This window comes from Paraliobacillus salinarum (genome assembly GCF_014083865.1).
GTDB lineage: Bacteria > Bacillota > Bacilli > Bacillales > Amphibacillaceae > Paraliobacillus > Paraliobacillus salinarum.
Genome location: NZ_JACEFA010000004.1, coordinates 84,104 through 97,688, shown reverse-complemented (window position 1 = coordinate 97,688; position 13,585 = coordinate 84,104). Strand labels below are relative to the sequence as shown.

The window sequence follows — 13,585 nt, the reverse complement described above, 5'->3', positions numbered from 1 at the left end:
TATAGTAAGAATAATGGGGTGATCGTGATGTTATTAACCGAGAAAATGAAGCAAGATCTATTCTCTCAAGCAGAGGCAGAAATTATAAAATATATGTTTGAGCAGCGGGAAAATATTGAGGATCAAACAGCCAAGCAAATAGCAGAAAGTACGTACACGCATCCATCTACTTTGATTCGTATTGCTAAAAAGTTAGGGTATAGCGGCTGGATTGAAATGAAAAATATTTTCCTAGAAGAAATTGATTATTTGAATAGTCACTTTCAAGATATTGATGCTAATTATCCGTTTGATGCAAATGATAATGTGATGACTGTTGCTAGTAAAATGGCGACATTAAATCAAATAACGATTAGTGATACATTGTCCTTAATCGACCATAATGAATTACAGCAAGTATCAGCACTCCTTAACCGATCGTCACAGATTAAGATTTTTTCGCAGTATAATAATTTACTTCTTTGCTATGATTTTAAGTCAAAGATGATTAAGATTGGTAAGCAGATAAATTTATGTGTTGGAGATGCATATGATGAGGCGATGAATTGTGATGCTGATACATGCGCAATCGTCATTTCCTATACGGGAGAGACAAATGACGTAACCGGCGTGTTACCAGTGTTAAGGAAACAAAATACTCCGATCATTGCACTAACAAGTATAGGGGAAAATACATTAAGCAGACATGCAGATTATGTGTTTAGAATAACTACACGGGAAAAGTTATATTCAAAAATAGGCAGCTTTACTTCGAGTAATTCAATCACTTACTTATTAGACGTCCTTTATGCAAGTGTTTTTTCTGTTGATTATGAAAAGAATTTAGCCAATAAAATTCGTGTTTCTGAGCATTCAGATCACCGTAAAAGTTCTAATGAAGTAATGGAAGAAGGGAAGGGATCGCCTCTTTCTAGATAATAATAACCCCATATGGTCAGGTATTACTGTCCATATGGGGTTATTATTATTTATTAAGCAAGAGATGGATAAGTGTTTTCTAACTGCATCACTGTTCCATCTGCATACCCTGCTCTACAACCGGAATAAAACGCACTCCCAAGCGATTTTAATCACTTGAGAGTGTTTTTTCTCGCTCGCTAGCTAAAAAGCGCGAGAATGGCTTGTTTTTGCGAGGAGGAAAACTCTCTCCTGAACAAAGAAGTTTTGTTTATATTAGGCTGTACCTTTTGATCCCTTCATCTTATCAATGAGGACTCGATGGAGATTGTTTTGGTAAGCAACGGCGCCAAGAACAATAACAACACCAAGGATTTGCATTGTAGATGGAATTTCACCGAATAGAAGTACGGCGATAATCGCAACTGTAGAAATAGGGCTAAGTAATAATAGACCTGCTACAACTGTAGAGTTCAATGGGGTTGTGCAAGGATTTGGTACACCAGCTTATTCTGTTGCAGACAAACTTCCTTGGTGGAATGAGGATGTTGTTGTAGAAGATGATAGAATGGAAGAAGCAAAGGATATGTTAGATGAAGCTGGTTGGGTAATGAACGATAATGGTGTTAGAGAGAAAGATGGATTACAAGCAGCATTTCAACTTGTTTACCCTGCTGGAGATCAAATTCGTCAATCATTATCTATTTCTTTTGCTGAAATGATCAAGCCACTTGGCATTGATGTAGAAACAAAAGGTTTGAGCTGGAATGAAATAGAGAAAGTGATGTATTCTCAACCTATTATGATGGGCTGGGGAAGTTACACACCGTTAGAGTTATATAATCTGTATAGCAGTAATACGAAAGGTATTGGTTATTACAATGCAAATTATTATTCTAATCCAGTAGTCGATGATTATATGGAGCAAGCATTAAATGCTACATCTCAAGAAGAGGCTTATAGCTATTGGAAAAAAGCACAGTGGGATGGCGAAACAGGATTCTCTGGTAAAGGAGACGTTCCGTGGGTATGGCTTGTTAACCTTGGTCACTTGTATTTTGTTGATGAGGATTTAGAAATTGGCGACCAAAAAATACAACCACATGGACATGGTTGGCCGCTAACAGACTCGATCGAACAGTGGCATTGGAAAGAAGGCTAAAATATTGCGTATCAAACAAATGGGTGTTTATTTGTTTAAAAATGTTTTTAAAATAATATTACTGCTACTGGCTGTAAGTACATTGTCATTTATATTGGTGAGTAATTCACCGATTGACCCGGTGCGGTCTTATATAGGTGCAGACATGACTAGTGTAAGCCCTGAACAAAGAGAAAATATTGCGGAATACTGGGGATTAAACGAGCCTGTTTTGCAACAATTTTTTAACTGGGGTACCCATTTGTTACAAGGAGACATGGGAACGTCACTGATCTATCGTGCTCCCGTGGCTGAAGTAATTGCCGAACGATTTGTTGCTTCATTAGCGCTAATGAGTGTGGCCTGGATGCTTTCAGGCCTCTTCGGCTTTATTTTAGGGATTGTAGCAGGGATGAAGGAAGGAACATGGCTTGATAGAATCATTAAAGGCTATTGTTTCACGCTTGCATCTACTCCTGCCTTTTGGTTGGGCTTATTGTTATTAATGCTATTTGCCGTACAACTTGGATGGTTTCCAGTTGGGCTGAGTACACCAGCTGGCATTCTAGCTGATGACGTCACATTTATAGAACGATTGAGGCACTTCATCTTACCTGCATTAACGTTAAGTGTAGTAGGTGTAGCCAACGTTGCACTGCATACGAGACAAAAATTAATTGATGTGTTGAATAGTGATTATGTTCGTTTTGCAAGAGCAAAAGGTGAATCTGGTTCGAAATTAGTTTGGCGACATGGTTTACGTAACATCTCCTTACCAGCTATTTCCCTTCACTTTTCTTCTTTTGGAGAGTTATTCGGTGGAGCGGTTCTTGCTGAACAGGTTTTCTCTTATCCAGGATTAGGGCAAGCAGTTGTAGAAGCTGGACTTGGTGGAGATGTTCCTTTACTGCTAGGTATCGTTTTATGTAGTACACTTTTTGTGTTCGCTGGAAACTTTATAGCAGATCTTTTATATAAAGTGGTTGATCCGCGGATTCGAAAGGGTGAATTGTGATGTGGCGTCAACGGTTTAATTTAAGTTTAAGGCAACGCACCTTCTATATCATAGTCTTTTCCATTGTAATGTTAATGTTAATGATTTTTTCTGGACTATTTATTAGTGAAGGGCAATTGAAAATTAATCCTGGAGAAATGAATGGTGAACCGTCGCTAGCTCACTTGTTTGGGACGGACTGGCTTGGAAGAGATATGTTAGCACGAACACTTAAAGGGTTAACGCTAAGCTTTGGTGTTGGTATTGTTGCTGCTTTAGCGAGTTCAGTAATCGCATTATTACTTACACTTTTTGCTTCATGGAATAAAACAACCGATCGAATGGTTACGTGGTTGGTTGACTTATTCCTCAGTGTGCCACACCTTGTTTTGTTACTCTTAATTTCTTTCACATTTGGTGGAGGTTTTAAAGGTGTAATCATTGGTCTATCTTTGACACATTGGCCTAGCTTAACCCGCTTATTACGATCAGAAATGCTTCAAATAAAAACAGCTAAATATGTAGGCGTATCTCAGCAACTAGGTAAATCACGTTGGTGGGTAGGGAAGCATCATATTGTTCCACATCTTCTACCACAGTTATTTATAGGATTTACGTTGTTATTTCCGCATGCTATTTTACACGAAGCATCTATTACCTTTTTAGGATTTGGATTGCCTTCTGAGCAACCAGCGATAGGTGTTATTTTATCGGAATCCATGCGCTATTTGTCTACTGGAAAATGGTGGCTTGCTGTATTCCCAGGTCTATCGTTATTAATCATGGTTGGTTTATTTGATTTATTAGGACAAAGTTTATGTAAATGGGTCGATCCGTTTCATGGACAGAAAGGAATGTAAGGTCATTGAGTGTAATGAAAAATGAAACAAACAGAGCTCCTCTTTTAGAAGTAAAAGATTTTGCACTTTCCTTTCGTGTGTATAAAAAAGGACTGCGTGAACAGAAAATGCAGGTCATTAAAAAATTAAATATGACAATAAAACAAGGAGAAGTGGTTGCTGTAATTGGGGCGAGTGGATCGGGAAAAAGCTTGCTTGCTGATGCAGTATTAGGCATCCTTCCTGAAAATGCGATTGCTACGGGAGACGTTTATTACAAAGGGGAACGTCTTACGAGCGAGAAGCAATTGCAGCTTCGAGGTAAAGAGATTTCTTTGATTCCGCAGTCCGTTAATGCATTAGATCCGTTAATGAAAATAGGAAAACAAGTGCAATCTGTTTCTAAAGTGAATAATAGAAAGACAGCACAACAAGAAATTTTCCGAAAAATTAATTTGCGTGATGATGTAGACAAGCACTATCCATTTGAATTATCTGGCGGAATGGCAAGAAGGGTGTTGACTGCGATTACACTAATTGGTAATCCCGATTTAATTATTGCAGATGAGCCCATACCCGGACTAGATGCACGTTCCCTTGCTGATGTAATAAGCTCTATCAGAGGGATGGCGGATGATGGAAAAGGCGTTATGTTTATTACGCATGATATTGATACAGCGTTAAAGGTGGCAGATCGCTTTGTAATTATGAATCAAGGAGAAACCATTGAAGCAGTTGATGCTAAAGCATTTACTGGCGAAGGGGAAGGGTTAGAAAAAGATTATACTAAATCCTTGTGGCATGCACTTCCTCAAAATCATTTTTCTGCTAATCCTTCTGCAAAAGTCGGAGCGCAAAGTCGTGATGCAGAATCCGCTGTAGATCCCGGCGAAAAGCTTTCGATTCAAAATCTAAGCTATAAATTAGATAACGGAACACCACTTTTTGATAACATCTCGTTCGATATTCACCCAGGCGAAATTGTGGGGTTGATGGGTGACAGTGGTGCTGGAAAAACAACGTTAGGAAAAATTATTGCCGGTTATACAAAACCGAATAGCGGAATGGTAACGATCGACAAAACGGCCAAACAAAAGACTCAAGCAAATCCAATTCAAATGGTATGGCAGCACCCTGAACAGGCAATTAACCCGAAATGGACTATGAAAAAGGTACTTCGGGAAAGCGGCGTATTAAACGAAGAGATGCTTTCCAATCTGGGTATTCGTGAAGAATGGTTAACGCGCTGGCCTAGTGAGCTATCAGGTGGCGAGTTACAACGTTTTTCTATTGCTCGTGCTTTTAGTGATGCAACCGAGTATTTGATTCTTGATGAAATCACAACGATGCATGATGCGATTACTCAAGCAGAAATTTGGAATATGCTTTTAAAGGTGATTAAGCAACGAAAAATTGGTGCATTAGTTATTAGCCATGATTATCATTTATTATCACGAGTTAGTCATCGCATCATTGATTTTAATGACATTAAATTTAGATAAAAGTAGTGAAAGACATACAGCATGTTATTTCTATTGTATCAAATAGGAGGTTAGCAGGTGAAGCACTTGCTAACCTCCTTTTTTGTGTGTTGTAACTTACCGTTTTATTCATTTACTGGACGGAACGGTAACTTAGGAGCGTTTTAAGTGACCGTTATCAGTATGAATTGCTTCAAACGGTAACTTAGGAGCGTTTTAAGCGCCCGTTATCAGTATGAATTGCTTCAAATGGTAACATAGGGGCGTTTTAAGTGCCTGTTATCAGTATGAATCGCCTCGAACGGTAACTTAAAGCAGTTCTAAGAACCCGTTATCACCATAAATTCGTCATCTCGGTCACTTAGAATGATAGCAATATAGATTGATAGCTCTATTTAACATTACATATCATTGGCAGGACATTCGTTTTAGAAAAAAACAGCGAACAACTAAATGTGTTATAGACTATATAGAACAGATCTGTTATACTTAATATAGAACAAAAATAAAGTGAAAGATAGAGATAAAAATAAAGTGAAAGATAGAGATAAAAATAAAGATCGGAGGCAGGTAGTTGTGATCTGTTTAAATAGTGAATTGGATATTCCTTTGTATAGGCAATTGAGTACACAGATTATGGAGAGCCTTGTTCGTGGAGAGTTGTCGACAGGGGATACTTTACCGTCCGTTCGAGCGCTAGCGGGGGATCTTGGTGTAAATATGCACACGGTAAATAAAAGCTATCATGATCTCGAAGCAAAAGGGATCATTGAAATTGTAGCTAAAAAAGGTGCTGTCATCAAAGCGCAAGATCAAAAAATAACCACCCAACGCCTTGAACATCTGTCTAGTGAGTTTAAACCAATGGTGGTTGAAGCATTATTAAGTGGTATGGATGAAACAAAAATACACACGTTAATTACAAACATAATTTCTACTGTAAGGGAGGATTAAATGATGGAATTTACTATTTTGTTTATTACCATCCTGTTTATTAGTTTATTTCAGATTGGAATACCATTCTTTGTGAAGCGCACGGTTGTTTTTGGGGTAACCATCCCATATGAGCAAGCACAGCACCCTAAGGTGATGCAGTACAAAAAGGTTTATGCGATTCTAACAGCGCTAGTTGCAATAGCAGCAATTGTTGGCTTTTTCACTTGGGGTCAAACGGGTAGAGTTAGTGAAACTCAACTGGTGCTTATAGGAAGTATTGCTCCGTTTATTATTTTAATAGCGGGTTTGTCCTTTTATTTCTATTTTCATTATAAAATGACTCACTTAAAACAAGAAAAGAATTGGTTTGGTGAGGTAAAGCAAATACGGGTTGCGGACTTAACCGCTCGTTCAAAAGATGAAATGCTACCTTCGTATGTTCATTTAATTCCCGCGGTGATCGCAGTCATGTTGATTATTTTGTCGGGTAATTTATTTGATCAATTACCAAATCAAATTCCGATACATTGGGGTCCAGACGGGATGCCAGATGCATTTACGAATAAAGATTGGTTGTCAGTGTTGAACCTACCAATTATGTTAATCATGTTGCAAGTGATGTTTTTCAGTATTAACCTGTTTACGAAACGATCAGGTATTAAAATAAATGCCAGTAATATTCAATCATCAAAATTACGTCAATTGCGATTACGCAAATACACCAGTTGGTTTTTGTTTGTAACGAATGTGTTAATGACCTTATTGTTTGCATTTTTACAACTAAATCTTTTATACGAAGACTTGTTTAGTAATGGGCTGCTTGTCCTTCTACCAATTGGTTTTATGTTGATTATATTGGCGGGTGCCCTTATCTTAGCTGTTAAAGTAGGGAGAGTGGACTCTGACTTTGAAGGAACTCTGGTACTTGACCATTCATCTCATAATAAAACTGAGAGTGTAGATGATGATCAGTATTGGAAAGGCGGGTTATTTTACTTTAACCGTAACGACCCATCTGTGTTTGTAGAAAAACGATTCGGTATTGGCTGGACATTAAATTTTGCTAATCCAATTGGGTACTTTGTTATTTTTCTTCCGCTTGTAATAATTTTAGTATTCTCTTTTCTAATATAGTCACAGATATAGACGAGATCAATAAGCTGAGATTTTTTAACATTGACAAACCGAAGTAATCTTGAGATAATACGTTCAATTAAATATTGGTACCTTTAATTCAGTCCCGTGAGGCTGACAAGGATAACGGATTTGAGAATAGACGACAGGTGTATCGTTATACATGTGTGTGTCTATTTTCAAAAGCTTCTTGTCGGTCGGGCAGGAAGCTTTTTTTATTGAGAAGAATATACAACGCGTAATCGATTCTATCATCAAAAAACCTGCTCGGCTCTGGTACCAGTAACCAGTCAAGGAGGAAGATAGAATGGATAAAGAATTTTCACTAAAGGCAGTACCTCAATCATATCGAAATGGTTTTTTTAAAATGCTAGTTGTCATGTTAGGCTTCACCTTTTTCTCAGCGAGTATGTTATCTGGAGGAGAATTAGGGCTTGGATTAAGCATGAAACAATTTATTTGGATTGTTTTACTTGGTAATTTAATTCTTGGTTTATATACAGGTGGGCTTGCCTATATGGCAGCGAAAACGGGCTTGTCCACGCATTTACTTGCTAGATATGCATTTGGGGAAAAAGGCTCTTATCTAGCGTCGTTTCTATTAGGTGCAACACAAGTAGGGTGGTTTGGTGTCGGATTGGCGATGTTTGCTGTACCAGTTCATAAGGTTACAGGAATAGATATGTTGACATTAATTATTGTTTCAGGGATTGTGATGACTGGCTCTGCATTCTTTGGTATGAAAGCATTAGCTATCTTAAGTTTTATTGCAGTACCAGCAATTGCAATTCTCGGAAGTGTATCGGTTGGAATTGCGGTTAGTGATTTAGGCGGTATGGCAGAGTTATTCGCTTATCAACCAGAAGCATCGATTGGTCTGGCGGCTGCATTAACGATTTGTGTTGGGTCATTTGCAAGTGGTGGAACATTAACACCAGATTTTGCTCGCTTTGCAAAAACAAAAAGAACGGCTGTCATTACAACGGTTCTTGCTTTCTTTATTGGAAACACGCTTATGTTCTTATTTGGTGCTGTAGGATCTATTTCTACTGGATTAGGCGATATTTCGGAAGTGATGTTTGTCCAAGGATTAATTGTTCCGGCAGTTATTGTTTTAGGCTTAAATATTTGGACAACAAACGATAATGCTTTGTATGCATCTGGCTTAGGATTTTCAAATATAACAAAAATAAAGAAAAGCAAGATGGTGATTTTCAATGGAATAGTTGGAACGATCTTTTCGGTGTGGTTATTTAATAACTTTGTTGGTTGGTTAACATTACTAGGCGGTGCGCTACCACCAATCGGCGCAATTGTTTTAGCAGACTTTTTCATACTAAGAAAAGGGCAATATCCAACATTAGAAGAAATGACATTTCAAGCAATTCGTTGGCCAGCAATCATTGCTTGGGTAGGTGGGTTCGCGGCAGCACAATGGCTACCAGGTATTCCACCGTTAAATGGTATTTTCAGTGCAATTGTATTATTTGTTGGTCTTACATTAGTATTAGAGAAGGTAGTAAATACGGAAAAAGGGTTGGCATTAGGAAAAGAGGTATAAAATTTGATTATAACAAACGCAGCATTACCGAAAAAAGAAGGACATTGGAATATTCATATTAAAGATGGGAAATTTGCTAAAATTGAAGCGGCAAAACCTGTAGAGGATGCAATCAATGTAAAAGGAAAACTAGTAAGTGCGCCATTTATTGAACCGCATGTCCACTTAGATACGACATTAACTGCAGGTGAGCCAAAGTGGAATGAAAGTGGCACCTTGTTTGAAGGCATTGCTACATGGGCGGAACGTAAAAAGTCATTAACCGTTGAAGATGTGAAGGAACGGGCGACAAAAGCGTTGAAGTGGCAAATTGCTCAAGGGATTCAGCATGTCCGTACACATGTTGACGTATGTGACCCATCCCTTACTGCTATGAAAGCATTGTTAGAAGTAAAAGAAGAAATGAAAGACTATGTTGATCTCCAATTAGTTGCTTTCCCGCAAGAAGGGTATCTATCTTATCCAAATGGTAATGGGACAGAATTAGTAGAAGAAGCGTTAAAAATGGGAGCAGATGTAGTTGGAGGTATTCCACACTTTGAGTTCACGCGAGAATACGGTGTTGAATCAATGAAGATTGCCTTTGACTTGGCGGAAAAATATGATCGTTTAGTCGATATTCATTGTGATGAAATTGATGATGAGCAATCTCGATTTGTTGAGGTTGTCGCTTTAGAAGCTTATAAACGTGGCTTAGGAAATAAAGTAACAGCTAGTCATACAACCGCTATGCATTCCTACAATGGTGCATATGTGTCAAAATTAATGAAATTATTAGGGCTGTCCAATATTAATTTTGTAGCAAATCCACTAGTAAATATTCACTTGCAGGGACGTTTTGACGATTATCCAAAACGCCGTGGAATTACACGAGTAAAAGAATTGAACGAAGCTGGTTTAAATGTTTGTTTTGGACATGATGATATTTTTGATCCGTGGTATCCACTTGGAACAGGCAACATGTTACAAGTGTTGCATATGGGAATTCATGTGACTCAATTAATGGGATATCAACAAATTGTAGACTCCTTTGATTTTATTACGGATAATAGTGCGATCACACTAAATATTCAAGATCAGTACGGCATTGAAGTAGGCAAACCAGCAAACTTTATTATTCTAAATGCAACAAATCGTTATGATGCCGTTCGTAAGCAGGCAGAAGTGCTAGCGTCGTATCGTAATGGTAAGAAATTAGCAGAAACAAAGCCAAAAGAAGCAGCTGTATTTTTAGATAAAGAAATAGAAATTGATTTTGAAAGATAAAAGGTCGCATAAGAAATAAATGAAATGAAACTAGCTACTTCTATGATTAGAAGTAGCTAGTTTTTTAAATGGATGTATAGTAAGTCAGAAATCTTTCTTATTCTTTACTTCTTTGATATGATTGATTTTGTCTGTTTGGCGGAACGTCGTTGAGTGGAGTTTTTATTAAAATATAGTTTATCCGAATGGATATTCTATGAATATAAACGGTATGGTAGACAGAATGAGGAGATGACAGGTTTTGAATAAATTGTTAATGAAGCCGCATATAGCAATTGCGATCGCTATTTTTTGTTCAGTTTTATGGGGAAGCGCCTTTCCCGTATTAAAAATAAGTTACAGTGAACTACAAATGGCACCAGATGATGTGATTGCTAAGATGGTGTTTGCTGGTATCCGCTTCTTACTGGCGGGAATCATGGTCCTTGTATGGCTGGCATTTATGGATGCGAAGCGAATCAAAGTGACCAAAAGACAATTGCTCGTCCTAGTTTTATTAGGTGTGATCCAAACAGCACTACAATATTACTTTTTCTATAATGGATTGGCAGTTGTGTCTGGGATGAAAGGCTCAATTCTTTCATCAAGTGGTGTATTTTTCACGGTATTATTAGCACATTTTTATTATAAAAATGATCGGATGAATTGGAGAAAATTAATCGGAATTACAGCAGGATTCCTTGGAATTGTTTTAGCGAACTGGGGAGAGTCTTTTCAGTTAACTTTTGAATGGACTGGTGAAGGATATATGATTATGGCAGGGGTAACGAGTGCTATTGCAACAATTATGGCAAAAGAACTAGCGTCAGGTATTCATCCATTTGCAATAACAGGCTGGCAACTAAGCTTAGGAGCAATCGTGCTGCTTGGAATTGGATTTCCTCAACTGCAAGCGGATGCGATACAGTTTACACCGCTTGGAACGGGATTGTTATTGTATTCAGCCTTCTTATCAGCGGCAGCATTTGCTTTGTGGTATTCACTATTAAAGTATCATCCAGCTAGTAAAATTACGATGTATAAGTTTATTGTACCGGTATCAGGAGTGTTATTATCAACGATATTTATCCCTGGAGAAAAATTAAATGTGATGATTATTGGTGCGATTGTGATGGTTGCGATAGGTATCGTTATCGTTAACTATCGAAAAACGCCGAAGTAGCCATGTGGCTGCCTCGGCGTTTTTTTATATGGTAGAATTGGGATTTAAACCGTTATTGGATTTCTTGTTTAATTTTTTCCATCGCCTCTTCAACATGTTGTGCTTCTATCAATGTTTGTTGGTTGGCTGGATAAGCTGACGCATAATCGTAACGAGGATCATAATAATGTACTAATAGTAATTCTACTGCTGCTTCAAACGCATTGTTTTCCAGATGTTGCTCAATTTCTTTAGCAATTGGTGTATGAATTCGTCGTTTTAAAATACGAAAAGCTTCCGTGAATTTCTCAGGACTTTTCCAAGGTTGATAATCTTCTAAAATATGCTTGATCCGTTGATCGATTGGCAATTCAATAAACAGCTGTCTACTTGCTTCTTTCTTTTGATAGAGCTTTTCTGGTAGTGATACCTTACCAATTCGTTTACTTTCTCCTTCAATTAGAATAAAAGGTTTCTGCTTATAAGCAAGTAAATTTTCTAATAATAAAAAGTCAAATGTCCGTTGATTGGTAGGTTCTAATCCAATTTGCCCAAAAATAGAACCCCTGTGACCAGCCATTTTTTCGAGGTTAATAACGGGATATCCTTCGTCCGCTAGTTTTTCTAGAATAATTGTTTTCCCATTTCCTGTATGTCCGTTTAATACAATAAGCTCCGGTAAGAAGTCTAAAGTATTTAAAAAATCAACTGCCCATTCCCTGTATGCACGGATGCCTCCTGCTAAACGGGTAACCTCCATCCCCATCAGGTCAATCATAGTCGCTGCGGTTTTACTACGCATGCCACCACGCCAACAGAAAACGGTAATTGGTGTATCCAGTTGTTGAAAAGCTGCAATAAAATCTGGCAGTTTTTTCGAAAAAAGGGTAAGCCCTCTTTGTTTTGCTATCTCAGGACTTTCTTGTTTATATACTGTTCCAATTTCTGCGCGCTCCTCATTTGAAAAGAGAGGGATATTGATACTTCCTGGAATGGTTGATTCCTCGAATTCCTTCGGTGAACGAACGTCTACTATCGTATGTTTTTGATTTGTCTTCTTTTGATACAAGTCTTCTGGTTTGATATCTTCAAACATAACTTATTTCACTTCCTATTTTACTTGAATATGACCGGGCTTTCCTTTCGTAATTTCACCAATTTGAGCTGCTTCGATATTGTTTTGATGTAGTTCGTTAAGAAGCGCATCGGCATCCTCTTTAGCTACTGCTAATAGCAATCCGCCAGACGTTACAGCATCTGCAAGCATCCATTGGTCAATTTGGTCGAGTTTTTCTGAAAAAGTAACATTATCCTTTACATGATTTAAATTATTTTTTGTACCACCAGGGATCGCGCCAGCGTCTGCTAACTCGCGAACTCTGGCAAGCATCGGGATATCATTATAATGTAGTGTAATTTCCTTTTTACTTTCCTGCGCCATTTCTGTTGCATGTCCAAGTAATCCAAAGCCAGTGACATCAGTACAAGCATGGACATTGTATTTTTGCATTAATTCCGAAGCATCTTTATTCAATGTAGCCATCACTTTAGTGACCGTTGCTATTTCTTCTTTTGTTAATAGCTCTCTTTTAAGTGATGTGGTGTAAATTCCAACACCAATAGGCTTTGTTAAAATTAATTGATCTCCAACCTGAGCGTTTGCATTGGTTTTGATGTTATCAGGGTGCACAGTTCCAGTGACAGCTAAACCGAATTTTGGTTCTTGATCATCAATCGAATGACCGCCAACTAAAGTAACGCCAGCTTCTTGGAGTTTATCACTTGCCCCTCGTAAAATAGCTGAGAGAATCGATTTGTCTAAATTTGCAATCGGAAATGCAACAATATTTAAAGCGGTAATTGGTGTCCCGCCCATTGCGTATACATCACTAATGGCATTAGCGGCGGCAACCTGTCCAAAATCATAAGGGTCATCTACAATGGGTGTGAAAAAATCAACGGTTTGAACTAAAGCTGTGTTGTTATTTAATTTGTATACACCAGCATCATCCCCTGTTTCAAGCCCGACAATTAGATTAGGATTCTTCTCGGTTGATGGGAGCTGTCGAAGTACTTGATCCAGATCTGCTGGGCCAATTTTACAACCGCAACCTCCCTTTGAAGTTAATGTAGTGAGTTTAATTGTTTCTTCCATGCTCGCTCATCCTTTTTTCATTTAATATAATGCTGTTGTT

Annotated in this window: 13 protein-coding genes; 10 read left to right on the top strand and 3 right to left on the bottom strand. The window is 38.0% G+C overall.

What is annotated here, in order from left to right; all coding sequences use genetic code 11:
- Window positions 1-27 precede the first annotated feature (27 nt).
- Window positions 28-918, top strand: coding sequence for a MurR/RpiR family transcriptional regulator (locus tag HP569_RS05925; protein WP_182200241.1), 891 nt, complete (start codon window positions 28-30; stop codon window positions 916-918).
- Between the two features lie 255 nt (window positions 919-1,173).
- Here the strand turns inward: HP569_RS05925 and HP569_RS14420 are convergent, their stop codons facing one another.
- Window positions 1,174-1,374, bottom strand: coding sequence for a hypothetical protein (locus HP569_RS14420; protein ID WP_182200240.1), 201 nt, complete (start codon window positions 1,372-1,374; stop codon window positions 1,174-1,176).
- Between the two features lie 7 nt (window positions 1,375-1,381).
- Between HP569_RS14420 and HP569_RS05915 the strand changes: the two genes are divergently transcribed.
- The 9 genes from HP569_RS05915 (at window position 1,382) to HP569_RS05875 (ending at window position 11,411) form a co-directional block, all read left to right on the top strand.
- Window positions 1,382-2,059, top strand: coding sequence for an ABC transporter substrate-binding protein (locus tag HP569_RS05915; protein WP_182200239.1), 678 nt, complete (start codon window positions 1,382-1,384; stop codon window positions 2,057-2,059).
- Between the two features lie 19 nt (window positions 2,060-2,078).
- Window positions 2,079-3,053: an ABC transporter permease gene (locus HP569_RS05910; RefSeq protein ID WP_182200358.1), complete on the top strand. Its 975-nt coding sequence runs from the start codon at window positions 2,079-2,081 to the stop codon at window positions 3,051-3,053.
- A 74-nt stretch (window positions 3,054-3,127) separates the two neighbouring features.
- Window positions 3,128-3,892, top strand: a complete 765-nt coding sequence (locus HP569_RS05905; protein WP_425501827.1) for an ABC transporter permease — start codon at window positions 3,128-3,130, stop codon at window positions 3,890-3,892.
- Between the two features lie 14 nt (window positions 3,893-3,906).
- Window positions 3,907-5,373 (top strand): ABC transporter ATP-binding protein, encoded by a 1,467-nt coding sequence (locus HP569_RS05900; protein ID WP_246366960.1) that lies wholly within the window; start codon window positions 3,907-3,909, stop codon window positions 5,371-5,373.
- 489 nt (window positions 5,374-5,862) lie between these two features.
- Window positions 5,863-6,306, top strand: a complete 444-nt coding sequence (locus HP569_RS05895; protein WP_246366943.1) for a GntR family transcriptional regulator — start codon at window positions 5,863-5,865, stop codon at window positions 6,304-6,306.
- 3 nt (window positions 6,307-6,309) lie between these two features.
- The gene (locus HP569_RS05890; protein WP_246366941.1) at window positions 6,310-7,422 is read left to right on the top strand and encodes a DUF1648 domain-containing protein; all 1,113 of its coding nucleotides are present in this window, start codon (window positions 6,310-6,312) and stop codon (window positions 7,420-7,422) included.
- Window positions 7,423-7,729: 307 nt separating this feature from the next.
- A complete protein-coding gene (gene codB / locus HP569_RS05885; RefSeq protein ID WP_182200236.1) occupies window positions 7,730-8,983 on the top strand; it encodes a cytosine permease in 1,254 nt (417 codons plus the stop codon).
- A gap of 3 nt (window positions 8,984-8,986) precedes the next feature.
- Window positions 8,987-10,249: a cytosine deaminase gene (gene codA, locus HP569_RS05880; RefSeq protein WP_182200235.1), complete on the top strand. Its 1,263-nt coding sequence runs from the start codon at window positions 8,987-8,989 to the stop codon at window positions 10,247-10,249.
- A 241-nt stretch (window positions 10,250-10,490) separates the two neighbouring features.
- Window positions 10,491-11,411 (top strand): DMT family transporter, encoded by a 921-nt coding sequence (locus HP569_RS05875; RefSeq protein ID WP_246366939.1) that lies wholly within the window; start codon window positions 10,491-10,493, stop codon window positions 11,409-11,411.
- 52 nt (window positions 11,412-11,463) lie between these two features.
- Here HP569_RS05875 and mnmH read toward each other — a convergent pair whose 3' ends face one another.
- Both mnmH and selD read right to left on the bottom strand, forming a co-directional pair.
- A complete protein-coding gene (mnmH, locus tag HP569_RS05870) occupies window positions 11,464-12,486 on the bottom strand; it encodes a tRNA 2-selenouridine(34) synthase MnmH (RefSeq protein ID WP_182200234.1) in 1,023 nt (340 codons plus the stop codon).
- Between the two features lie 15 nt (window positions 12,487-12,501).
- Window positions 12,502-13,545 (bottom strand): selenide, water dikinase SelD, encoded by a 1,044-nt coding sequence (gene selD, locus HP569_RS05865; RefSeq protein ID WP_182200233.1) that lies wholly within the window; start codon window positions 13,543-13,545, stop codon window positions 12,502-12,504.
- Window positions 13,546-13,585: the final 40 nt, after the last annotated feature.